Source organism: Catellatospora sp. NPDC049111 (genome assembly GCF_040648615.1).
GTDB classification, from domain to species: Bacteria; Actinomycetota; Actinomycetes; order Mycobacteriales; family Micromonosporaceae; genus Catellatospora; species Catellatospora aurea.
This window is the reverse complement of sequence record NZ_JBEZEB010000003.1, coordinates 19,912-42,407: the sequence shown is the minus strand read 5'-3', so window position 1 is coordinate 42,407 and position 22,496 is coordinate 19,912. Positions and strand designations below refer to the sequence as shown.

Below are 22,496 nucleotides of genomic sequence, written 5' to 3'. Positions count from 1 at the left end.
CCCCGCATAACCAAGATCATGATCGCCCGACTTGCCTGGCAACCGGGCGTATCGGCGCTCAAGATTCGCCCACCTGCCCGGCAAGTCGGACGATCACCGCGGCCGGGCGTCCGGTCGCGGGTTTACGTGGGGGTTATGCGAGGGCCGGTCTGATGGCGGCATGAGGATGAGAGTGATGGCCGTCGCGGCGGTGCTGGCGTGTGTGCCGGCGCTGGCGGCGTGCGGCGGGACGAAGGACGAGGGCGTGGCGACCGCGGGCGGGGTCCGCGCGTCGGCCTCGGCGGCGGTGCTGGACAAGCAGGAGCAGGGACGGAAGTTCGCCGCCTGCATGCGCGAGCACGGCGTGGACATGCCCGACCCCGAGCCGGGTGACCAGATGCGGGCCGACCTCGCGAAGATCGACAAGGACAAGCTGCAGCCCGCGATGGAGGCGTGCAAGACGCTGCTGCCCAACGGTGGCGAGGCGGTGCAGTTCGACCCCGAGCAGGTGGAGAAGCTGCGGGCCTTCGCCAAGTGCATGCGCGAGAACGGGGTGCCGGAGTTCCCGGAGCCCGACGACACCGGCAAGCTGCGGCTGGACGGTGCGCTCGGCCAGTGGCGTACCAGCCCGGCCTTCACCAAGGCGCTGGAGAAGTGCCGGGCGATCGTGCCGGACTTCAAGGGCGGCGGTGGCAAGTGAAGGCTCGCTACCTGGTCGGTGGCGTCGCCGTGCTGGCGGTCGCCGCCGCGGCGGGCCTGGCCGTGGGCCTGCCCAGGTTGTCCGGTGGTGAGCAGGCGGCCGCGTCGGGCCCGGCCGGGACGGCCACGGTGACCCGGCAGACGCTGTCCGACACCGAGACGAAGAGCGGCACCCTCGGCTACGGCACCGAGCACACCGTCGGCGCGCGCAGCGCGGGCACGGTCACCTGGCTGGCCGCGGAGGGCGCGGTGATCGGTCGGGGAAAGCCCCTGTTCCGCCTCGACGACCAGCCGGTGGTGCTGCTTTACGGGCCGCTGCCCGCCTATCGGCAGCTGCGCGACGGGGCCGAGGGCACGGACGTGAAGCAGTTGGAGCAGAACCTGAAGGCGCTCGGGTACACCGGCTTCACCGTGGACCGCGAGTACACGGCCTCGACGGCGAGCGCGGTGCGGCGGTGGCAGGAGGACCTGGGCCTGCCGGAGACCGGGACGGTCGAGCCGGGCCGGGTCGTGTTCGCGGCCGGGCAGGTGCGGGTGGACGCGCTCGGCGCGGCCGTCGGTGACCTGGTGCAGCCCGGCACGCCGATCCTCACCCGCAGCGGGGTGGACCGCGCCGTCGTGGTGGAGCTGGAGGTCGCCGACGAGCGGCTGGCCGTGGCCGGCGCGGCCGTGGAGGTCGAACTGCCCGACGGCAAGCGGGTGCCCGGCAAGGTCAGCGCGGTGCAGACCGTCATCGCGCCGGGCGTCAACGGGGCCGATCCGACGACGAACCTGGAGGTCACCGTGGCACTGACCGCGAACGACGCGGTGCAGGGCTTCCACCAGGCGGCCGTCGACGTCGACTTCACCGCGGAGACCCGTGCGGGTGTGCTGACCGTGCCGGTGGCGGCGCTGCTCGCGCTGGCCGAGGGCGGCTACGGCGTCGAGGTCGTCGCGGGCGGCGGGAGCCGGATCGTCGCCGTGGAGACCGGGCTGTTCGCGGCCGGGCGGGTCGAGGTCAGCGGCGACGGACTGGCCGAGGGCGCGGTCGTCGGGATGCCGTCATGACCGGCGCCATCACGGATCGGGCGGGCCGGTCCGCTGCCGTCGCGGTCAGCGTACCCCCTGGTCGGCCGAGCCGAACCACCGCGATGCCGGATGGCACCGGCGGCGCGATGATCGCCCTCAGTGACGTTGCCAAGGTCTACCCCGGCGGGGTGACCGCCTTGGCCGGGGTGAGTCTGCGGATCGAGCGCGGCGAGGCCGCCGCGATCGTCGGGCCGTCCGGCTCGGGCAAGTCGACGATGCTGCACATGATCGGGGCGCTGGACCGGCCGTCCGGCGGCCGCGTCGAGATCGACGGGTACGACCTGGCCAAGCTGTCGGACCGGCAGCTGTCCGCGCTGCGCGGCAGCCGGATCGGGTTCGTGTTCCAGCAGTTCCACCTCGCGCAGGGGACGTCCTGCGTGGACAACGTCGCCGACGGACTGCTCTATGCGGGCGTGCCGCTGCGGGAGCGCCGGGAGCGGGCGACCGCCGCGCTGGACCGGGTCGGGCTGGCGCACCGGCTGACCCATCGGCCGCACGAGCTGTCCGGCGGCGAGCGGCAGCGGGTCGCCATCGCCCGGGCCGTGGTCGGCGACCCGCCGCTGCTGCTGGCCGACGAGCCCACCGGCAACCTGGACTCGCACTCCGGCGAAGTGGTCCTGGACCTGCTGCGCGAACTCAACGCGGCGGGCACCACGCTGGTCGTGATCACCCACGACCGGGAGATCGCCGCGTCCTTTCCCCGCATGATCGCCTTACGCGACGGCGCGCTGATCACCGAGGCCCGCACATGAGCACCCGCGACACCACCCCCGCCCCCGCGGACGGCTCGGCGGCCGCGACTCGGGCGGCGGCCTCACCAAGGTCGTCCGACTTGCCAGGCAACCGGGTGAAAGGACGGTCAAGATACGCACAGGTGCCAGGCAAGTCCGATGATCAAGGGCGAGGGCCGGGCCTGGCCGCCCCGCGGCTGCGGTGGGCGGATCTGGTGCGGGTGGGGGCGATCGGGCTGCGTACCCGGCCGACCCGGGCGCTGCTGTCCGCGCTGGGGATCGCCATCGGGATCGCGGCGATGGTCGCCGTCGTCGGCATCTCCGCGTCGTCGCGGGCGGAGCTGGACCGGACCCTGGACCGGCTCGGCACCAACCTGCTCACCGTCGGCCCGGGTAGCAATCTGTTCGGGCAGGACGCGAAACTGCCGCTGGAGGCGGCCACGATGATCGAGCGGATCGGCCCGGTCACCGACGTGTCCGCGGTGGGCCGGATCGACACCAAGGTCTACCGTACCGACCGGATACCCCCGGCGGAGAGCGGCAGCCTGGGCGTACGCGCCACGGACCTGGACCTGCCCGCCACGGTCGGCGCGGAACTGGCCGACGGTGCCTGGCTCAACGCGGCGACGGCCCGTTACCCCGCGACGGTGCTGGGGGCGACCGCGGCCGGCCGCCTCGGCGTCACCGAGGCGGGGCCGGACCGGCAGGTGTGGCTGGGCGGCCGCTGGTTCACCGTGGTCGGCATCCTCCGGCCGGTGCCGTTGGCCGCCGAGCTGGACACCGCGGCGCTGGTCGGCTGGCCTGCGGCCGAGTCCTACCTCGCCTTCGACGGCCACGCCACCACGGTCTACACCCGATCGGCGGAGTCGCAGGTGGAGGCGGTTCGCGAGGTGCTCGCGGCGACCGCGAACCCGGAGGCCCCCAACGAGGTCAAGGTGTCCCGGCCGTCGGACGCGCTGGCCGCGCAGCAGGCCACTGACGAGGCGTTCACCGGGCTGCTGCTGGGGCTGGGCGCGGTCGCGCTGCTGGTCGGCGGCGTTGGGGTGGCCAACACGATGGTCATCTCGGTGCTGGAGCGGCGGGCCGAGATCGGGTTGCGCCGCTCGCTCGGGGCGACCCGGGGGCAGGTACGCGGCCAGTTCCTCACGGAATCGCTGCTGCTCGCGGCGCTTGGCGGAGTCGGCGGGGTGTTGCTGGGCGGGGCGGTCACCGCGGCCTATGCCCTGCTCCAGGGCTGGCCCGGGGTCGTGCCGGCCTGGGCGACCCTGGGCAGCCTGGGCGCCACCTTGCTGATCGGCGGAGTGGCCGGGCTCTACCCGGCGATCCGTGCCGCACGCCTGTCGCCGACCGAGGCGCTGGCCACGCCGTGATCGTGCGCGGTCGGCCGCGAGGCGCGGCCACCCGATGGGAGGCGACACTCCGCAGGTCGTGCCCGCCCAGCTCATCCCGCAGGCGATGTCAGGAAGGGCACCTTCTTATACGCGTAGCGATAAGAAGGTGCCCTTCCTTCGTCCTGTCCCGGGTCAGAGGCGGGCGAGGGCCTTGCGGAGCGGGTCCAGGCCGAGCGAGCCGAGGTCGAGCGCGTCGGAGTGGAACTGACGCAGGTCGAACGCCGCGCCCTTGCGGGCCTTGGCGTCGTCGCGAGCCTGCAGCCAGATCCGCTCGCCGACCTTGTACGCAGGAGCCTGGCCCGGCCAACCCAGGTAGCGGTTGAGCTCGAAGCGCAGCGTCTCGTCGCCGATCCGGCAGTGCGCCCGCAGGAACTCCCAGCCCAGCTCGGGTGTCCACCGCTCACCGGGGTGGAAGCCGAACGGGTTGTCGCGCGGGATCTCCAGCTCCAGGTGCATACCGATGTCGACGATCACGCGGGCGGCCCGGAACGCCTGCCCGTCGAGCATGCCGAGCTTGTCGGCCGGGTCGGCCAGGTAGCCGAGGTCGTCCATGAGGCGCTCGCTGTACAGCGCCCAGCCCTCGCCGTGGCCCGAAGACCAGCTCAGCAGCCGCTGCCAGCGGTTGAGCTTGTCCGCCTGGTACGCCGCCTGGGCTACCTGCAGGTGGTGGCCCGGAGCGCCCTCGTGGTAGACCGTGGTCACCTCACGCCAGGTGGAGAAGTCGTTGACGCCCTGCGGCACCGCCCACCACATCCGGCCGGGACGGCTGAAGTCCTCGCTCGGGCCGGTGTAGTAGATGCCGCCGTCGCTGGTCGGGGCGATGCAGCACTCGATGCGCCGGATCGCCTCGGGGATGTCGAAGTGGGTGCCGTTCAGGTCGTTGATGGCCTTCTCGGCGAGCTGCTGCATCCAGTCGCGGAACTGCTCCTTGCCCTGGATCCGGTACTTCGGGTCGGCGTCGAGCTTGGCGACCGCCTCGTCGATCGACGCGCCGGGACCCGCGATGACCGCGGACACGGCCCGCATCTCGGTCTCCAGCCGGTGCAGCTCCTCGAAGCCCCAGGCGTACGTCTCGTCCAGGTCCACCCGGGCGCCGAGGAAGTACTGCGAGGCCAGCTCGTAGCGCTCGCGCCCGGCGGCCTCCTTCTCCCGGCCCAGCGGGGCCATCTCGGTGCGCAGGAACGCCCCGAACTCGCGGGTCGCCTCATTCGCGGCCGCCGCGCCGCGGTCGAGCTCGGCGCGCAGCGCCCCGTCGGCCTCGATGCGCCGGGCCAGGCCGAAGTAGAAGTCGTCACCGTCGGCGCTGGTCCAGATGTCGCACTGCTTGGCGACCTCTTCGATCTGGCGTCGCGCGCTGACCTTGCCCGAGCGCGCGGCGTCCAGCAGGGTCTGCCGGTACTGCGCGAGCGCGGTGGGGAAGGCGTTGAGCCGGGCGGCGATGTTCGCCACCGCCTCCTCGCTGTCGGTGGACATCAGGTCGAACGTGGCCCGCAGGTTGTGCAGCGCGCTGGAGATCACGTTCAGCTCGCTGGTCACCTCGCCCGCGTCGAACCGGGCGACGCCCAGCTCCAGCCGCTCGACCATGGCTTCCTTGGCGACGAACTCGCGCTCGTTCTCGGGTTCGATCGACCGGAGTTCGGCCAGCGTACGGCGTTCCAGGTCGGCGCCGGCGGCGAAGCCGTCCGCGGAGAGGTCATCCAGTTTGTCGTCGTAGCCGCTGATACCGACATAGGTGGCGCCGGTGGGGCTCAGCGGCGCCCACTCGTCGACATAGCGATCGGCCAGGTCATCAACTCGTCCCATGCGTGGAAACCTAGCCGACCGGACCGACCGTGCGCAGGCGACTTAGTTGTGGCGCGAATCAGCCGTTCGATGTCCGGAACTCGCTGGCCCGGGACCCGGCGACTCTGGCAATGTGTCAGGGGTGACGACCACTATCGCTCCTGACACTATCGCGTCCGCCACCAGGTCAGCCTGGTTGCCCGCATTCGCGGCGAACGCGGTCATCTGGGGCTCCAGCTTCATCTTCATCAAGATCGGCGTGCGGGAGCTGCACCCGACCTGGGTGGCCGCCGGCCGGATCGTCATCGGCGCGTTGACGCTGCTGGCGCTGCTGCTCATCGCGGGGCAGCGGCTGCCGGGCGACCGCCGGCTGTGGGGTCACATGCTGCTGCCGGGCGTGGTGGGCGTGGCGCTGCCGTTCACCCTTTTCGCGTACGGCGAGGAACGGGTCGACAGCCTGGTCGCCGGCATCTGGAACGCCACCACCGCGCTGTGGGTGCTGCCGTTCGCGGTGCTGGTGTTCCGCACCGAGAAGTTCACCGCCCGCGCCGCGGCCGGCCTGCTGCTCGGCTTCGCGGGTGTGCTCGTCGTGCTCGGCTTCTGGCACGACGCCGGAGCGTCCTCGCTGAGCGGGCAGCTCATGTGCGGGGCGGCGGCCGCCTGCTATGGCGTGTCGATCCCGTACCTCAAGCGCTTCGTCACCGGCCGCGACTTCGGCGGCACGCGGCCGTCCGGGGTGTCGCTCGCGTTCGTGCAGACCGCGGTTGCGGCACTCGCCTCGGTGCTCGCCGCCCTGCTGGTCTCCGGCCCGCCGCCCGCGGTCACCGACCTGTCCTGGCCGGTCATCGGCTCGGTGGTGGCGCTCGGGGTGTTCGGCAGCGGCATCGCGTTCGCCCTGAACATGCGGGTGATCACGGCCGCCGGCGCGTCCACCGCCGCCTACGTGACCTACCTCGTCCCCGTGGTGGCCACCCTGCTCGGCATCCTGGTGCTGGGTGAGTCCCTGCACTGGAACCAGCCCGTCGGCGCGCTGATCGTGCTGGTCGGCGTGGCCGTCGCCCAGGGCGCCCTCTCCCGCCGCCGCTGACCCGCCCACGCGGGCCGCGCGGGCCGCGGTGCGGGGCAGTGCGGGCGCGGGGCGCACCAAGATTGTTCGACTTGCCCGGCACCTGTGCGTATCTTGACCGGCCATTCCCCCACCTGCCTGGCAAGTCGAGCGATCAAGGCCGTGGGCCCCGGTGGTGGGGCCCGGTGCGGGCCGGCGGCTGGGCGCGCTCGTCAGGCCTGGTGGGTACGGGTCCACGCCAGCAACTCGTCCGCGGGCAGCGTGTTCACGATCCGGTCGGCGGTGATGCCGGCGGCCTCGGCGCGGGCGCAGCCGTTGCCCAGCCAGTCGAGTTGCGCCACGGCATGGGCGTCGGTGTTGATCGCGAAGCGCAGGCCGTCCACCTTGGCCGCCTTGCGCAGCAGGTTCGACGGCGGGTCGAGCCGGTCCGGCCGAGAGTTGATCTCGATGGCCTTGCCGTGCCGGGCCGCCGCGGCGAACACCGCGTCCACGTCGAAGCTGCTCGGAGCGCGCCGCCGTGGCGCGCCGCCCCGGGACGCGTGCCGCGCGTCGGTCACCACGGGCAGCTTGCGGCCGGTGCAGTGGCCCAGGATGTCCAGGTGCGGCTGGGCGAGCGCGGCGAGCAGCCGCCGGGTCATCTTCGGCTTGTCCATGCGCAGCTCGCTGTGCACCGAGCCGACCACGACGTCGAGCTGTGCCAGCAACTCCGGCTCCTGGTCGAGGCTGCCGTCGGGCAGGATGTCCACCTCGATCCCGGTCAGCACCCGGAACCCGGTGCCCGCCAGCGCCTCGTTCACCGCCGCGACCGCGTCGAGCTGACGGCGCAGCCGCTGCGCGGACAGCCCGTGCGCGATGGTCAGCCGGGGCGAGTGGTCGGTCAGCACCACGTAGTCGTGGCCCTGCGCGGCCGCCGCGGCGACCATCGCCTCCAGCGGGTCGCCGCCGTCGGACCAGTCGGTGTGCACGTGGCAGTCCCCGCGCAGCAGCTTCCGCAGCCCACCTGATCCGCTCACCCCGCCAGGCTAGCCGCATGCCCGCAAACCCCAGGCGGGGAAGGGGATTGTCGCGGTCAGGGGGCCGCGATAAGGTCCGGCACGCCGCGTGACGCGGTGGGATGCCCGCGGCACGAGCGGTCCGGGCGCACGGGGAGGGATGTGCCATGAAAGCGGGTATGCGCGCGCTGTTCAGCGTGCTGATGCTGATCGGCTTCTTCGTACTGGTCCTGGTGGAGTTCCTGGCCTCGGTGGCGTTCGCCGTCTGGCTGATCACCGTGGGCCCGGCGGCTCTGGCGGTGAAGGTGACCGCGCCGCTGTTCGTCGCGATCGTCGGCGGTGTCGGCTGGGCGCTGTGGCAGGCGGTCCGGTTCAAGAACGAGCCCATGCCCGGCGTCGTGGTGACCCCCGACCAGGCCCCGCAGCTGTGGGCCGAGGTGCGCCGGCTGGCCGAGGGCGTCGGCACCCGGGCGCCGGACGAGCTGCGCATCGTGCCCGAGGTCAACGCCGCCGTGTCCGAACACTCCCGCCTGCTGGGGCTCATCCCGGGCCGCCGCTACCTCTACGTCGGCCTGCCGGTGCTGCAGGCGCTGAACGTCGACCAGCTACGCGCGGTGCTCGCCCACGAGCTGGGCCACTACTCCGAGGCGCACCTGCGGCTGGGCGCGGTGGCCTACCGCGGGCGCATCGCCATGGAGGGCGCGATCGGCCGGATCGGCAAGTGGAACGTCGCGGGCTGGCCGATCCGCCTCTACGCGCGGGCATACCTGCTGGTGGACAACGCGGTGTCGCGCCGCCAGGAGCTGGAGGCCGACGCCGCCTCGGTGCGGTTGGCGGGCCGGCAGGCCGCCGTCGCGGCGCTGACCGAGATCGCGGTCGTCGACATGGCGTACGCGTTCTACCTGAACCGCTACGTCGGCCCCGGGGCCGAGCTGGGCATGCTGCCGGACAACGTGTTCGCCGGTTTCGGCGAGATGCTGGCAGCCCGCGAGGAGGAGATCGCGCGACTGCGTCCGGAGGCCGCCAAGCGGGAGACCGGCTCGCGCTGGAACACCCACCCGCCGCTGGCGGTGCGCATCGCCGCCATCAACGCGCTGCCCGAGGGCATGCCGAGCAACGACCGCCGCCGCGCCACCGACCTGATCCCCGACCTGCCGACGATGAGCGGCCACCTGCACCGGCTCTCGGTGCGGACCGAGGGGCGGCAGGTGCTGCCCTGGCCGCAGTTCACCGCGGCGACCGCGAGCCGCCGACTGCAGAAGACCGCCGACAACATCTTCCGCGAGCTGGCCCGGCAGATGAACCGCCCGGTGGTCGGCCTGTACGAGGTGATGGACGCGATGGCCGCGGGCCGGGCGGGCGAACTCGGCGAGGCCTTCTACGAGAACGCGACCCGCAAGGAGGCCGCGGCCAAGTTCGCCGACGTGCTGGAACTGCTGCTGATGCTGGCCGCGGTTCGCTCGGACCGGGCGACCTGGCAGGCGTCGTGGACCGACTCGGCCGAACTGCTCGGCCTCGACGGCAAGCCGCTGGACCTCGCGCCGATCGCGCAGCTGGCGGTCGTTCCGGCGACCACGGCCCTGGCGGTCGACCAGCTTCGCGAGCTGGGCATCGAGATCACGGCGGCGGTGGTGGTGGAGGCGACGGCCACCGCCCGGGGCGGCGACGTCATCGCGGGTCTGGGCAACGTCACCTTCGACGGCGGCGAGGCCGATCTGCTGGTGCTCGACAACGGGCTGATCGCGGTGCCGACCAAGGGCGACAAGGACGAGGGCACCAAGCGGATGAAGGCGATGATGGCCTCGATGCCGGTGGCCAAGATCGCCGAGATGAACCGCTTCGTGCCGTACGAGGAGGTCCGCAAGGTGACCATCGTCAAGCAGGTGCCGATCCGTGCCACGATCGAGCTCCACGATGGACGGAGCATCGAGCTCAAGGAGTCGTGGACCGGCGACGAGCTGCACAAGAAGAGCCGCGAGGTGCTGCACGAGGTGTTCGCACAGTTCGCCGGGGAGTGACCGGATGCCGGTCGAGCCGATGCCGACGGGAGAGTATCGCGTGATCCAGCAACGCCAGCCCGACCCGCACCACCCCGCCGAGCCGGCCGGACCGTCCGGCGGCCTCGTCGCGGCGTTCGACTACGGCGAGCCGGCCCGGTCCGTCCCGCACGGAGGTGTCGTGGCCGCCGCGCACGAGGCCGAGGCGCGCGAGGAACGCGGCTGGTCGATCGGCGACTTCCGCCTGCTCACCATGCTTGTCGGAGCGCTGATCGGCGCGGGCATCGCCTGGAGCAGTCCGAAGCACCCGATGACGTTCGTCGTGGTCGCGGCCCTGCTGGGCGCGGCCGCCGGGGAGGCATTCGGGTTCGGCCTGTCCCGGTGGGCGGAGGTGCGCCGCCTACACGTCATCGTCAAACGGCGGGTGTGGTTTTCCGTGGGAAGCGTGCTCGTGCTCGCCGGGGCGCTGGTCTACGCGACGCCGTTCGTGCTGCGCAGCGACAGCGGCGCGGACAACCTGACGAGCCGCGGGGTGGCGCTGTCCGCCCTGGCCATCTTCGGCGGGTTGACCAGTGCGGCCACGCTCGCCGCGGTCAAGCAGGTGGTCGCGGACCCGTTGCCCGGCACGCCCGGCCAGCAGTTGGACGCGCTGCTGCGGCTGCGCCGGATGTGCGCGCGCATGATGAGCCAGCTCGGCATCCTGGTGCTGTTGGTGATGGCGGTCAACGCGGCCGCGCTCGACTGGGGCGCGGCGCTGGACAAGGGCGTGGTGCTCTACTCCGGAGTGGTCGCCTCGTTCGTGGTGGGCGCGATGTTCGCCCCGACCGCGGCGACCCTGCGCCGCCGCGGCCAGCTCTACCTGGAGCGGCACTTCTCGCTCGACGAGGTGGCGACCGGCGAGCTGATCGAGGCGGCCGAGAACAAGGCGAAGCTGGAGAAGCTGCTCGGGCTGGACCAGACCACGTTCGGCGAGCTGAAGGCCGGTCTGGTGGTGCTCTCCCCGGTGGTGGCGGGCCTGATCGCGGTCATGATCCAGAACATCAAGTAGTCGCACACACGACGAAGGGCTCCCACCACACGGTGGGAGCCCTTCGTCATGACCCGGTCCGGATCACCAGCCGGTGTCCAGGAAGCCTGGGCGGCTGACCAGGTTGAACAGGGCGAAACGACGCTGCTGGTTGCCGTTGATCGCGGTGTACGCCCCTGCCGCGACGAGCTGCCCCAGGTCGCGGTTCGCGCTGAGGGTGTTCACCCCCACCGAGCCGTTGCCGTTCGCGGTCCACGGCAGCAGCTCGCCGGACAGGGTCACCGCGGCCAGCTTGACCCGGCGGTTCGAGCCGTCGAGGCAGACGCCCTTGTGGCCGACGTTGGCGCTCTTGCACACGTTGTCGAAGTGCCCGCCGAGGTAGACGGTGCCGTCGAGAACCGCGACCGCCTGTACGTCGCCGTCCGTGGTGATGGTCCACTTCGCGTTGCCGGCCAGGTCCATCGCGGTGGCCCGGCCGCCGCCGCCGTCGATCCCGGCATACAGCGTGCCGCCGTCCAGCGCCAGGTCGTGCACCATCGCCGTGACATGCGACCAGAAGCCCAGGTCGACGTCGCCCCGCGCCGGGTCGACCGCGGCCACCTTGCCGGTGCCCTTGAGCCAGTTCACCGCGTTGAAGCGCCCGCCGAGGTAGACCCGGTCGGAGGAGACGAGCAGGGCGCGCACGATGTCGTTGACGTGCGGCCGCCAGTTCGGGTCCAGCGCGCCGGAGCGCGCGTCGAACGCGGCGGCCCGGGTGCGCTCCTGCCCGTCCACGCTGGTGATGGAGCCGCCCAGGTAGACCCGGCCGTGCCCGACGGCGATGGCGTACGGCGTACCCGAAATCGAGTGCTTGAAGGTGCTCTCCACCGCGCCCGACGAGCTAATCTTCGCCAGGTTGTCCCGGCTGACGCCGTTGACCTTGTGGAACGACCCGGCGGCGTAGACACCGCCGGAGTCGGCGGTCAGCGCGGTGACCCGGGCGTCCGCGCCGGGGTTCCACGGCAGCAGCGCACCGGTGCGCGCGTCGACGGCCGCCAGCCGCGACCTGCCGACCGACTTGCCGTTGCTGGTGGCCGAGGTGAAGTCGCCGCCGACGTAGATGGTGTTGCCCCAGTACGTGGTGGCGAGCACCTCCCCGTTGAAGGTGACCGAGGGAGCCGGGACCGGGTTGACCGGGGCGGCGACGACGGCCGTGAAGGCCAGCGGTGAGACCAGCACGCCCAATGCGGCGGCCACCGTCATATTGCGCAATGCAGAACATTTCAGCACGTCATGCCCAACGAGGCACCCACCGGGCCGACGCTCCCACGCTCGCGGTGTGGCAGGCTGCGCGTGTGAACATCGCGGTGATCGGACTCGGGCTCATCGGCGGATCACTCATGCGCGCCCTGTCCGCCGCCGGGCATCGCGTGCTCGGCTTCGACGCGGACCCGGAGACCCGGGCCACGGCTCGCAGCGCGGCGGCCCGGGTGCCCGCGGCGCAGCGCTGGCAGATCACCGCGACGATCCGCGACGCCGCGGCCGACGCGGGGCTGGTGGTGCTGGCGGTGCCGCTGCCCGCCCTGGACGACGTGCTCGACGCGCTGGTCGCCAGCGGCTACCACGGCCTGATCACGGATGTGACCTCGGTGAAGGGGCCGGTGCGGGAGGCGGTCGCGGCCCGGCTGCGCCGCGCGGCCAACCCGCTCGCCGGGTTCGTCGGCGGGCACCCGATGGCGGGCAAGTCCGTGTCCGGCTTCGCCTCCGCCGATCCGGCCCTGTTCACCGGCTGTGCCTGGGTGCTGTGCCTGGACGAGCAGACCGGTCTGGACGACTGGCTCACCGTGGCCGGTCTGGTCACCTCGCTGGGCGCTCGGGTGGTGCCGGCCACGAGCGCCGAGCACGACCGCGCGGTCGCCGCGATCAGCCACGTGCCGCACCTGCTGGCACTGGCCCTGGCCGCGACGGCCGCCACCGACCCGCTCGCGCTGACCCTGGCCGCGGGCTCGTTCCGGGACGGCACCCGGGTCGCGGGCAGCCGGCCGGAGCTGGTGGCCGCGATGTGCGGGGGCAACGCCGCGGCGGTGCTGGCCGCGCTCGCCGACGTGCAGGACCGCCTGGACGACGCGGCCAAAGCCCTGGAGGGACGCGACCCGCTGCGCGCAGTGCGGGACTGGGCGCAGGACGGGCACGCCGCCCGGCGGGCCTGGCCGCCCGCGCCGGGCCGCCCCGAGCAGGTCCCGGTCCGGGTGGAGACGCTGCTGCGGCTGGGCCGCGCCGGCGGCTGGATCAGCGAGGTCGCCGCGGACCGCCGTACCGTGACGGCGTTCCTGCCGGTTGAAGGGGCGTGAGCAGGCGGATCGGGTGGCAGGCTGCCGGTCGTTGCGTCGACTGGCGCGGCGAGGAGCGGGCATGACCCAGACACGGACACGTCCCACGCTGCGCGAACCCCATCCGGTGCGCCCCTGGGCGGTCGTCGCCGGGGCGCTGGCGGCGGGCGTGTGGCTGCTGTCGTTCGGCATGTTCGGGGCGACCCTGAGCGGTTACGTCGCCTGGACCCTGGTCGCGGGTCTGTTCGCGTGGGCGGCCGCGCTGGCCCTCAGCCGGTACGGCGACCGCGGGGTCGCCGCGGGCGTTGCCGCGGCCACCGGTGTCGCCTGGACCGCGGCGGCACTCTCCGTAGTCGCCGAGTGGATCCGTCGAGGAGCCTGGCCACTGTGAGTGACCTTGTGTTAAACCCGAGAAACAACCTCGGCACCGGTACCGCGCTGAGGAGCAGCGGTCACGCAGCGTCGCCAAACAACCGCGTTACCGGACTTGACGGAGGTCACACCCGCGCGGCACTCTCGGCTGTATGTGGACGCCGCAGCAGCCAGACCCGGACCGTTGTCGCCGGCGTCTGCAGCTGCTCGCCGAGCTGTCGACAGGCACCGGCCGCGAGCGCCAGCTCCCCGCCGTGCGCAGCGCCGCCAGCACCGTGCGTGCCGTCCGGGGGGCCGGCAGAGCCGTCGCGGCCGACAAACTCCGCGAGCTGATCGCGATGCGTCGGCGACTGGCGGGCTGACTGGTCGTTGTCAGATCAGGGTCATCACTCGGCGACACCCGCCGGATGACCGACTCACGGGTGACCTGTGATTCGCCCGTGGCCCATATCGACACCATTTGGGGGGACCGTGTCGTACTTCGCCGCCGCGGTGGTCCGGGGCCGGTCCGGCTGGGCCGCCAGCGAACTCGACCTGCATGACGCGGCAGACGTGGACGAGGTCGCCGACCTGCTCCGCGACGCCGACCCGGCTGCCGACGTCTCCTTGATGTTCGTCGAGTCCGACGACGCCTACCTGGTCATCCTGCGCCTCGACGAGGGTGAGGACCTGCGGATCTTCGGCTCCGACTCGGCCTTCGCCGACGAGTCCCGCCTCGGCAAGCTCCTGCTCAGCGACGTCGAGGCCCCGGTCGTGGAGATCGAGGAGGTCGAGGCGGCCGACGACGACGAGGACCGCCCGGCCGCCGACCCCACCGCCGACCCGGTGGGCGACGCCGACCTGCTCGCCGACCTCGGCGTCTCCGCGCACAAGCTACTGGCCCTCTGCGCCACCGACGGGCTGCTGCCCGCCGACGTGACCGCCGAGGTGTGCCAGGCGATCGGCTGCGGCGACGAGGTCGAGGAGCTGCGCGAGTCTTGAGATCCCGGCCGCGGCACGAGCAGTGGATGCGCCGCGCCCTCGACGTCGCGGCGGGCTGCGACGACAGCGCGGACGTGCCGGTCGGCGCGGTCGTGTACGCCCCCGACGGCACGGAGCTGGCGATCGGCCGCAACGAGCGGGAGGCCGCCCATGACCCGACCGCGCACGCCGAGATCCTCGCCCTGCGCGCCGCAGCGGCCGCGCGAGGCGAGTGGCGGCTGGAGGGCTGCACCATCGTGGTGACCCTGGAGCCGTGCACCATGTGCGCGGGCGCGATCGTGCTGGCCCGGATCGCCACGGTGGTCTTCGGCGCGTGGGAGCCGAAGACCGGCGCGGCCGGCTCGCTCTGGGACGTGCTCCGCGACCGCCGACTCAACCACCGCCCCGAGGTCTACTCCGGCGTCCTGGCCGACGAATCCGCCGCGATGCTCCGCGCCTTCTTCGACCGGACCGGGCCGCTCACGCCGTGATCGTGCCGGCCAGGTGGGGTTTGGCGGTGCGGGCGTCGCGGAGGGTGAGGTCGCGGCCGGTGTAGGTGAAGCCGACTGTGGCCGGGAGCAGGATCGGGAGCTTGAAGGAGACGTCCACGGTGTAGGCGTCGGGCAGGCGTCCCTCCAGGGCGGCCAGGCAGCGGGCCTTGCTCCACATGCCGTGCGCGATGGGTTTCGGGAAGCCGAACAGCCGAGCGCCCACCCACGAGGTGTGGATCGGGTTGTGGTCGCCCGACGCTTCGGCGTACGCGGTGCCGGTCGACGTCGGCACCCGCCACGTCGCATGCGGCGGGGTCGCCGGGGCCGGTTCGCGGGCCGGGCGCTCGGCCGTCGGCGTCTGCGACGGGCCCTTGCGCAGGTAGGTGGACACGTCCCGCCACACGACCGCGCCGCCGACCGCCGCCGTGGTGATCACGTCGTACTGCCGTCCGCGCGGGTGCTCGCGCAGATCTTGCGCGTGGACCGAGAGTTCGAGGACGTCGCTCGCGGTGAGCTGCCGGTGCTGCTCGATCCGGTTGGCCACGTGCACCCCGCCGACCACCGGGAACGGGAAGTCGCGCCGGGTCATCAGGTCGAGCTGCAGCCCGAAGCCGAGCACGTGCGGGTACGTGACCGGCAGCCGATCGCTCAGCCGGAACCCGCAGACCCGCTGATAGCGGGCCAGATGCTCGGGGTCGACGGTGACCGTGGCGGTCAGCGTGTCCTCGGGCAGCGTGCTGGGCCGGGGGAACGGCACCACGGACAGCGCGGCGCGCAGCAGACTCGGCATCAGGCCCCCAGCAGCGACTGGCCGCAGACGCGCACCACGTTGCCGGTCACGGCGGCCGAGCCGGGCGCGGCGAACCAGGCCACCGTCTCGGCGACGTCGACCGGCAGGCCGCCCTGCGACAGGCTGTTCATGCGCCGCCCCACCTCGCGGATGAGCACGGGCATCTTCGCGGTCATCGCGGTCTCGATGAAGCCGGGCGCGACCGCGTTCACGGTGACGCCCTGCGCGGCGAGCACCGGCGCGAGCGCGCGTACCCAGCCGATCACGCCGGCCTTGCTGGCGGCGTAGTTGGTCTGCCCGCGGTTGCCCGCCACACCCGCGATCGAGGCCACGCCGACGATGCGGCCGCCCGCCGGGATCAGGCCCGCGTCGAGCAGCGCCTCGGTGACGTGCGCCGGGGCGATCAGGTTGACCTTGAGCACGCTGTCCCAGCGGGCCTGGTCCATGTTGGCCAGCGTCTTGTCGCGGGTGATGCCGGCGTTGTGCACCAGCACGTCGAGCCGGCCGTGCCGCTCCCGGACGTGCTCGACGAGCCGCTGCGCGGCGTCGGCCCCGGTCAGATCCAGCTGGTATGCCTCACCGCGCACCTCGTTGGCGACCTTCGCCAGATCGTCCCCGGCCGACGGCACGTCCAGGCAGATCACGTGCGCCCCGTCGCGGGACAGGACCCGGGCCATCGCCGCGCCGATGCCCCGCGCCGCCCCCGTCACCAGCGCGACCTTGCCGGTCAGGTCTTTGCCCTCGACTGCCGGAGTCGCGTCCACGGTGATCGTCTGCCCGCTGACGTACGCCGACTTCGTCGAGATCAGGAACTCCAGCGTCGAGCGCAGCGCCGCGGTGTCCGCTTCGGGGTGCACCCGCACCAGCTGGGCCGTGGTGCCCCGGCCGAACTCCTTGCCGACGCTGCGGACGAAACCGTCCAGCGCCTGCTGGGCCGCGGCCTGGCCGGGGTCGGCGGCGCTGCTCGGCGGCAGGCCGAGCACGATGACGCGCCCGGCCGGAGTCAGCGAGCGCGCCACCGGGTGAAAGAAGTCGTAGAGCGCCCGCAGTCCGGCGGGGGTGCTGATGCCAGTGGCGTCGAAGACCAGCGCGTGGTGCTTCTCGCCCTGCTCGTTCGAGCCGAGCAGCTTGGCCAGCTCCTCGTAGCGCGGACCGTCCGACGGGCCGACCAGCACCGGCCCGGGGATGAGCGCGTCGCCCGACCGGTAGCGCGGCAGCCGCGGCGGATCGGGCAGCCCGAGCCGCTTGACTATCGCCCGCCCCGGCCCGGACCTTGCGAAACTTGTGTAACGGTCGCTCATGCGGTAGACCTTACTCGCGAGTAAGGTCTGACACCAGGAGGCTGTTGTGACTGACAGAGTGCGCAAGGTCGCCGTCATCGGCGGCAACCGCATCCCGTTCGCCCGCTCCAACAGCCGCTACGCCCGAGCCTCCAACCAGGACATGCTCACCGCCGCCCTGGACGGCCTCATCGCCCGCCACGGCCTGGCCGGGCAGCGCCTCGGCGAGGTGGCCGCGGGCGCGGTGCTCAAGCACTCCCGCGACTTCAACCTCACCCGCGAGGCCGTGCTCGGCACCGGCCTCGACCCGGCCACCGCCGCCGTCGACCTGCAGCAGGCCTGCGGCACCGGCCTCCAGGCGATCAACTACATCGCCAACAAGATCGCGCTCGGCCAGCTGGAGTCCGGCATCGGCGGCGGCGTCGACACCACCTCCGACGCCCCGCTCGCCCTCAACGAGCAGTTCCGCCGCATCCTGCTGCGCCTCAACAACGCGAAGACGACGGGTGAGCGGATCAAGGCCGCGATGGCGCTGCGTCCCCTGCAGCCGTTCAAGCCCGAGCTGCCCCGCAACGCCGAGCCGCGCACCGGCCTGTCCATGGGCGAGCACGCCGCGATCACCGCCGAGCGCTGGGGCGTCAGCCGCGCCGACCAGGACGAGCTCGCGCTGGACTCGCACCGCAAACTCGCTGCCGCGTACGACGCCGGCTTCTTCGACGACCTGGTCACGCCCTACCTCGGCCTCACCCGCGACCAGAACCTGCGTCCCGACACCTCCCTGGAGAAGCTCGGCGCGCTTAAGCCCGTCTACGGCCTGCGCGGCAAGAACCCCACCATGACCGCGGGCAACTCCACGCCGCTCACCGACGGGGCCGCCGTCGTGCTGCTCGGCACCGACGAGTGGGCCGCCGAGCGCAAGCTGCCGGTGCTGGCGCACTTCGTCACCGCGCAGACGGCCGCCGTCGACTTCGTGCACGGCGACCCGGAGCCCGAAGGCCTGCTCATGGCCCCGGTGTACGCCGTGCCGCAGCTGCTGTCCCGGCTCGACCTGAAGCTCCAGGACTTCGACTTCTACGAGATCCACGAGGCGTTCGCCTCGCAGGTGCTCGCCACCCTGGCCGCCTGGGAGTCCAACGGCCTGGGCAGCATCGACCGCTCGAAGCTGAACGTCAACGGCTCCTCGCTCGCCGCGGGCCACCCCTTCGCCGCGACCGGCGGCCGCATCGTCGCCACCGCCGCCAAACTCCTCGCCCAGAAGGGCCGCGGCCGCGCCCTCATCTCCATCTGCGCCGCCGGCGGCCAGGGCGTCGTCGCCATCCTCGAACGCTGACCCCGCAAACCCGTTCCCCAGTTGCCGCAGTTTCCCTGAAACTGCGGCAACTGCCGTCTCGAAGGCTGCTGTTTCCCTGAAACTGCGTGCAACCCCGCAGCCGGTGGGGGCGGTCGTGCGGGGGAAGGGGAGGTGAGGGATGACGAAGGCGGAGGAAGAACGGTTCCGGGCGTTCGTCGCGGAGCGGATGGACCGCTGGCGACGTACCGCCTATCTGCTCAGCCGCGACTGGCACACCGCGGACGACCTGGTCTCGGTGACCATCGGCAAGCTGTACCGGCACTGGCGCAAGGTGCGCGCGGCCGGCAATCCCGACGCGTACGCGCAGCGGGTGCTGACCCGCGCCTGGCTGGACGAGGTCGGTCGGCCGTGGCGGCGGGAGCGCGCGACATCCGCACTACCTGAACAGGCCGTGCCGGACCAGCACGACGTCCTCGACCGCGACGGCCTGAACCGGCTGCTGGGGTCGCTCGGCCCGCGGCAGCGCGCGGTGGTCGTGCTGCGCTACTACCTCGACTATTCGGTCGAGGAGACCGCCCAGGTGCTGGGGATCTCGGTCGGCACCGTGAAGAGCCAGTCCGCACGAGGCCTGGAGACGCTGCGTCGCCAGGTCGTCCCGATGGGGGTCATGGCATGACCAGGCAACTGTTCGACGAGGTCGTCGGTGAGGTTCCGGCGGCGATGGTGGACGTGGACCGGATCATCGGCCGGGAGCGGCGTGGCGCGGTGGCACGCCGGCTCGCGGGAGTCTCCACGGGCGGGCTGGCCCTGCTCGTGGGCGCGGCGCTGGTGTTCGGCGCGGCCCCGGGCGGCTCGCCGGCTCCGATCGCCGTTCCGGCCATCGACGGTGTCACGGCCGCTCCGGCGCCCGCCGAAGGGTTCCGGCTGGTGCACGGCACCCCGGCCGAAGCGGACGAGACGGCGCGGCGGCTCAGCGCGGAGCTGGACCAGGCGGTGTTGGCGGCCGCCCCGGATCGGCAGTGGCTGTTCCTGCCGGCGATGCCCCGCGCCGGCTCCCCTGGAGAGCCGCCGCCCCCGAACGGGCCGCTGCAGATGGTGTACCACCGCACGGCACTGATAAAGGGCGAAAAGCGCGACATCTTCGTGGGGTCCAACGGCATTGCCGTCGGCGGCCGCAAGGGCATGCTGTACGCCCGCATCGTTCAGGATCTCGGGCAGTACGGATCCGTGATGACGCGTCGGAGTGACGAGCCGTATAAGGGGAGCCTGACGCACATGGTCGCGGTGAAGTTGGCCGACGGGCGGCTCTTCGTGCTGACCTGCAAAAACGACGTGTTCTCCATGTACGCCCGAGCTGAGCTACCCCCGTACCAGGAGGGGGAGACGCCGCTGAGTCTGTCGCAGTTGCAGGCGATCGCGAACGAGGTCGCGTCGAAGGTGATCGCCTAGCGGATGGTGCCGGGCGGGGCGAGCCACTGGGCGGGTTGCCCGGTGGCTCGCTTGATCACGTCGAAGTCCCCTGGGTGACCGTCACGGCCGCTCGGCCTCGCCAGGGGCGTCGATCGCTGCGTGCGAGAATGAGGCACGTGACAAAGCGCCCGCACGTTCCGAATGTCCTGGCCACCCGCTACGCCTCCGCTGAACTGGTGACGCTGTGGTCACCCGAGGAGAAGGTCCGCGCCGAGCGGCGGCTCTGGCTCGCCGTGCTCCGCGCGCAGCGCGACTTGGGTATCGCGCTCCCGGACGGCGTCATCGAGGCGTACGAGCGAGTGCTGGACACCGTCGACCTGGACTCGATCGCGCAGCGGGAGCGGGTGACCCGGCACGACGTGAAGGCGCGCATCGAGGAGTTCAGCGCGCTGGCCGGTCACGAGCAGATCCACAAGGGCATGACCTCACGCGACCTCACCGAGAACGTCGAGCAGCTGCAGATCCGCGACTCGCTGCTGCTGATCCGGGACCGGATCGTCGCCGCGCTGACGAGGATGGCCGCCCGCGCCGCCGAGTACGACAACCTGATCATGGCGGGCCGCTCGCACAACGTCCCGGCCCAGGCCACCACGCTGGGCAAACGTTTCGCCAGCGCCGCGCAGGAGATGCTCATCGCGTACGAGCGCCTCGATGAGCTGATCGCCCGCTACCCCCTGCGCGGCATCAAGGGCCCGGTCGGCACCTCGGCCGACCAGCTCGACCTGTTCGACGGGGACGCCGCGAAGGTCGCCGAGCTGGAGCGCCGCGTCGCCGGGCACCTCGGCTTCGGCCGGGTGCTGGACAGCGTCGGCCAGGTGTACCCGCGCTCGCTGGACTTCGACGTGCTCACCGCGCTGGCCCAGGCGGCGTCCGCCCCGTCGAGCCTGGCGACCACGATCCGGCTGATGGTCGGCCAGGAGCTGGCCACCGAGGGCTTCAAGCCCGGCCAGGTCGGCTCGTCGGCGATGCCGCACAAGATGAACACGCGCTCCAGTGAGCGGGTCAACGGCCTGGCCGTGATCGTGCGCGGGTACGCGAGCATGGCCGGCGAGCTGGCCGGCGACCAGTGGAACGAGGGCGACGTGTCCTGCTCGGTGGTGCGCCGGGTGGCCCTGCCGGACGCCTTCTTCGCCCTGGACGGCCTGTTCCAGACGTTCCTCACCGTGCTCGACGAGTTCGGCGCGTACCCGGCCGTCATCAACCGCGAGCTGGACCGCTACCTGCCCTTCCTGGCCACCACGAAGGTGCTGGTCGGTGCGGTGAAGAAGGGCGTCGGCCGGGAGACCGCGCACGAGGCGATCAAGGAGCACGCGGTCGCCGTGGCGCTGGCCATGCGCGAGCGGGGCCAGGCCGACAACGACCTGTTCGACCGGCTGGCCGCCGACGCGCGGCTCGGCCTGTCCCGGGCTGAGATCGACGCGCTGGTGGCGGACCGCTCGGCGTTCGTGGGTGCGGCGTCGGCGCAGGTCGCCGCGATCGTCGCGCAGGTCGAGAAGATCGCCGCCCAGCACCCGGCCGCGGCGGCGTACACCCCGGGCGCCATTCTCTGACCCCCGGCGGCAGCACCCGCAGCGTGCGGGTGCTGCCGTCAGGAGCGCAGCGGGCGGCCCTGGCCGTCGACGGGGTTGCCGGCCATCAGGATGATCCCGTCGATGACGAACCAGAGCCACACCGCGGCGTAGATGAACAGCGGCAGGATCAGGAAGATGCCGCACCAGAAGGACGCCCAGCCCACCAGGGTCGCGCCGAGCTGCAGGATGCCGAGCGTGGTGTGCCCGGCGTAGAGCCGGCCGATGCCGCCGAGCCCCAGCAGGAAGCCGGGCAGCATCTGCAGCAGGCCCGCCACCACCTTGCTCTTGTCGGACACCGGCGGCCCGTAGCCGTAGCCGCCCGGCACGCCGCTGTAGGGCTGGACGGCCGAACTGGGGCCCCAGGAGACGGGGGCCGCGGGCGGCGGGGCGGCGGGCAGCGCGTACGGGTCGGCCGCGCGGTACGGGTCGTCAGCCGGGGGCGGATATGTCATGTGCTGACCGTATCGAGTCCGTCCTGGTCACGCGGCCCCCCATCCGGCTGAGAAGATCGACCCGTGGAGTTCCTTACGGCGCTTTTAGTCGCGTACGTCGCTATCGTTCCGGTCGAACTGCCGGACAAGACGTTCGTCGCGACGCTGGTGCTCAGCACCCGCTACCGGCCGCTGCCCACCTGGCTCGGGGTGGTCGCGGCGTTCGGCGTGCAGTGCGTGATCGCGGTGGCCTTCGGTGCGCTGCTGGCGAAGCTGCCCACCCAGCCGGTGCAGCTGGTGGCCGCCCTGCTGTTCGCCACCGGGGCGTTCATCCTGGCCCGGGGGGCGAAGAAGGCCGATGCGGAAGAGAAGGAGCAGGAGGCCGAGTTCGAGGCCAAGGCCGTCGAGCCGAAGCGGGGCTGGCGGGCCGCGGCGGCCAGTTTCGCGGTGCTCTTCACCGCCGAATGGGGCGATCTGTCGCAACTGCTGCTGGCGGGTCTGGTGGCCAGTGGGCGGCCGATGCTGCCGACGTTTCTGGGCGGATGGCTCGGTCTGGCGACGGTTTCCGGACTCGCCGTGCTCCTCGGGCGCTGGCTGTTGAAACGGGTGAAGCTATCGGTCATCCGTTACGTCGGTGCGGGGGTGTGCGCGGTCCTCGCGGTCGTGACCTTGCTCTCAGCTCTGTGAAAGCAGTGAACTCCTGGGGGATTTGGCGCTCCCCTGAACAAGGGGCGAATCAGCCGACCGGTAATCTGTGCATGCCCGTGGCGGACAGGCAGACATAGAAAAAAGTCAGGAG

22 protein-coding genes and 1 pseudogene are annotated in these 22,496 nt (G+C 72.2%); 17 read left to right on the top strand and 6 right to left on the bottom strand.

Annotated elements, in window-relative coordinates:
* Window positions 1-160: 160 nt before the first annotated feature.
* The 4 genes from AB0B66_RS05020 (at window position 161) to AB0B66_RS05005 (ending at window position 3,847) form a co-directional block, all read left to right on the top strand.
* Window positions 161-679, top strand: a complete 519-nt coding sequence (locus tag AB0B66_RS05020; protein WP_360523103.1) for a hypothetical protein — start codon at window positions 161-163, stop codon at window positions 677-679.
* The gene (locus AB0B66_RS05015) at window positions 676-1,725 is read left to right on the top strand and encodes a peptidoglycan-binding domain-containing protein (protein WP_360523100.1); all 1,050 of its coding nucleotides are present in this window, start codon (window positions 676-678) and stop codon (window positions 1,723-1,725) included. The genes AB0B66_RS05020 and AB0B66_RS05015 overlap by 4 nt, the downstream gene beginning before the upstream one ends.
* Before the next feature lie 107 nt (window positions 1,726-1,832).
* On the top strand, window positions 1,833-2,498 hold the full coding sequence (locus AB0B66_RS05010) for an ABC transporter ATP-binding protein (RefSeq protein WP_360523097.1): 666 nt from the start codon (window positions 1,833-1,835) through the stop codon (window positions 2,496-2,498).
* A gap of 161 nt (window positions 2,499-2,659) precedes the next feature.
* Window positions 2,660-3,847, top strand: a complete 1,188-nt coding sequence (locus AB0B66_RS05005) for an ABC transporter permease (protein WP_360524110.1) — start codon at window positions 2,660-2,662, stop codon at window positions 3,845-3,847.
* A 153-nt stretch (window positions 3,848-4,000) separates the two neighbouring features.
* On the opposite strand, the gene AB0B66_RS05000 is transcribed toward AB0B66_RS05005, so the two are convergent.
* Window positions 4,001-5,671, bottom strand: coding sequence for a DUF885 domain-containing protein (locus AB0B66_RS05000; protein WP_360523094.1), 1,671 nt, complete (start codon window positions 5,669-5,671; stop codon window positions 4,001-4,003).
* A gap of 175 nt (window positions 5,672-5,846) precedes the next feature.
* Between AB0B66_RS05000 and AB0B66_RS04995 the strand changes: the two genes are divergently transcribed.
* Window positions 5,847-6,737 carry a DMT family transporter gene (locus AB0B66_RS04995; RefSeq protein ID WP_360523091.1) on the top strand — a complete coding sequence of 297 codons (891 nt, stop codon included), beginning with the start codon at window positions 5,847-5,849 and terminating at the stop codon, window positions 6,735-6,737.
* Window positions 6,738-6,928: 191 nt separating this feature from the next.
* On the opposite strand, the pseudogene AB0B66_RS04990 reads toward AB0B66_RS04995, so the two are convergent.
* Window positions 6,929-7,711 (bottom strand): annotated as a pseudogene (locus AB0B66_RS04990) (PHP domain-containing protein); the annotation flags it as partial.
* Between the two features lie 164 nt (window positions 7,712-7,875).
* Here AB0B66_RS04990 and AB0B66_RS04985 point away from each other — a divergent pair.
* Entirely contained in the window at window positions 7,876-9,726 is a 1,851-nt protein-coding gene (locus tag AB0B66_RS04985; protein ID WP_360523088.1) for a M48 family metallopeptidase, read from the top strand.
* Between the two features lie 40 nt (window positions 9,727-9,766).
* Complete coding sequence (locus AB0B66_RS04980) at window positions 9,767-10,753, top strand: hypothetical protein (protein ID WP_360523085.1); 987 nt, start codon at window positions 9,767-9,769, stop codon at window positions 10,751-10,753.
* A gap of 63 nt (window positions 10,754-10,816) precedes the next feature.
* Here AB0B66_RS04980 and AB0B66_RS04975 read toward each other — a convergent pair whose 3' ends face one another.
* Window positions 10,817-11,974, bottom strand: a complete 1,158-nt coding sequence (locus tag AB0B66_RS04975; protein WP_360523082.1) for a hypothetical protein — start codon at window positions 11,972-11,974, stop codon at window positions 10,817-10,819.
* 92 nt (window positions 11,975-12,066) lie between these two features.
* Between AB0B66_RS04975 and AB0B66_RS04970 the strand changes: the two genes are divergently transcribed.
* The 5 genes from AB0B66_RS04970 to tadA all read left to right on the top strand — a co-directional run bounded on the left by AB0B66_RS04970 (window position 12,067) and on the right by tadA (window position 14,864).
* Window positions 12,067-13,062, top strand: a complete 996-nt coding sequence (locus tag AB0B66_RS04970; protein WP_360523079.1) for a prephenate dehydrogenase/arogenate dehydrogenase family protein — start codon at window positions 12,067-12,069, stop codon at window positions 13,060-13,062.
* A gap of 61 nt (window positions 13,063-13,123) precedes the next feature.
* On the top strand, window positions 13,124-13,432 hold the full coding sequence (locus tag AB0B66_RS04965; RefSeq protein ID WP_360523076.1) for a hypothetical protein: 309 nt from the start codon (window positions 13,124-13,126) through the stop codon (window positions 13,430-13,432).
* A 133-nt stretch (window positions 13,433-13,565) separates the two neighbouring features.
* Window positions 13,566-13,775, top strand: a complete 210-nt coding sequence (locus tag AB0B66_RS04960) for a hypothetical protein (protein ID WP_360523073.1) — start codon at window positions 13,566-13,568, stop codon at window positions 13,773-13,775.
* A gap of 109 nt (window positions 13,776-13,884) precedes the next feature.
* Window positions 13,885-14,394 carry a tRNA adenosine deaminase-associated protein gene (locus AB0B66_RS04955; protein ID WP_360523070.1) on the top strand — a complete coding sequence of 170 codons (510 nt, stop codon included), beginning with the start codon at window positions 13,885-13,887 and terminating at the stop codon, window positions 14,392-14,394.
* Complete coding sequence (gene tadA / locus AB0B66_RS04950) at window positions 14,358-14,864, top strand: tRNA adenosine(34) deaminase TadA (protein WP_360524107.1); 507 nt, start codon at window positions 14,358-14,360, stop codon at window positions 14,862-14,864. Before AB0B66_RS04955 ends, tadA begins: the two co-directional genes overlap by 37 nt.
* Here tadA and AB0B66_RS04945 read toward each other — a convergent pair.
* Together AB0B66_RS04945 and AB0B66_RS04940 are read right to left on the bottom strand one after the other, a co-directional pair.
* Complete coding sequence (locus AB0B66_RS04945; RefSeq protein WP_360523067.1) at window positions 14,854-15,654, bottom strand: MaoC/PaaZ C-terminal domain-containing protein; 801 nt, start codon at window positions 15,652-15,654, stop codon at window positions 14,854-14,856. The two genes, tadA and AB0B66_RS04945, sit on opposite strands and share 11 nt — an antisense overlap.
* On the bottom strand, window positions 15,654-16,955 hold the full coding sequence (locus AB0B66_RS04940) for a 3-oxoacyl-ACP reductase (RefSeq protein WP_360523064.1): 1,302 nt from the start codon (window positions 16,953-16,955) through the stop codon (window positions 15,654-15,656). Before AB0B66_RS04940 ends, AB0B66_RS04945 begins: the two co-directional genes overlap by 1 nt.
* A 46-nt stretch (window positions 16,956-17,001) precedes the next feature.
* Between AB0B66_RS04940 and AB0B66_RS04935 the strand changes: the two genes are divergently transcribed.
* From AB0B66_RS04935 to purB, 4 genes are all read left to right on the top strand, one after another.
* On the top strand, window positions 17,002-18,264 hold the full coding sequence (locus AB0B66_RS04935; protein WP_360523061.1) for an acetyl-CoA C-acetyltransferase: 1,263 nt from the start codon (window positions 17,002-17,004) through the stop codon (window positions 18,262-18,264).
* A 139-nt stretch (window positions 18,265-18,403) separates the two neighbouring features.
* Complete coding sequence (locus AB0B66_RS04930) at window positions 18,404-18,901, top strand: SigE family RNA polymerase sigma factor (RefSeq protein WP_360523058.1); 498 nt, start codon at window positions 18,404-18,406, stop codon at window positions 18,899-18,901.
* Between the two features lie 44 nt (window positions 18,902-18,945).
* Complete coding sequence (locus AB0B66_RS04925) at window positions 18,946-19,674, top strand: hypothetical protein (protein WP_360523055.1); 729 nt, start codon at window positions 18,946-18,948, stop codon at window positions 19,672-19,674.
* A 128-nt stretch (window positions 19,675-19,802) separates the two neighbouring features.
* Entirely contained in the window at window positions 19,803-21,245 is a 1,443-nt protein-coding gene (gene purB / locus AB0B66_RS04920) for an adenylosuccinate lyase (RefSeq protein WP_360523052.1), read from the top strand.
* Between the two features lie 38 nt (window positions 21,246-21,283).
* Here the strand turns inward: purB and AB0B66_RS04915 are convergent, their stop codons facing one another.
* Window positions 21,284-21,718 (bottom strand): TM2 domain-containing protein, encoded by a 435-nt coding sequence (locus AB0B66_RS04915; protein ID WP_360523049.1) that lies wholly within the window; start codon window positions 21,716-21,718, stop codon window positions 21,284-21,286.
* A gap of 63 nt (window positions 21,719-21,781) precedes the next feature.
* Here AB0B66_RS04915 and AB0B66_RS04910 point away from each other — a divergent pair, with 63 nt between their 5' ends.
* On the top strand, window positions 21,782-22,384 hold the full coding sequence (locus AB0B66_RS04910; RefSeq protein ID WP_360523046.1) for a TMEM165/GDT1 family protein: 603 nt from the start codon (window positions 21,782-21,784) through the stop codon (window positions 22,382-22,384).
* Window positions 22,385-22,496 lie beyond the last annotated feature (112 nt).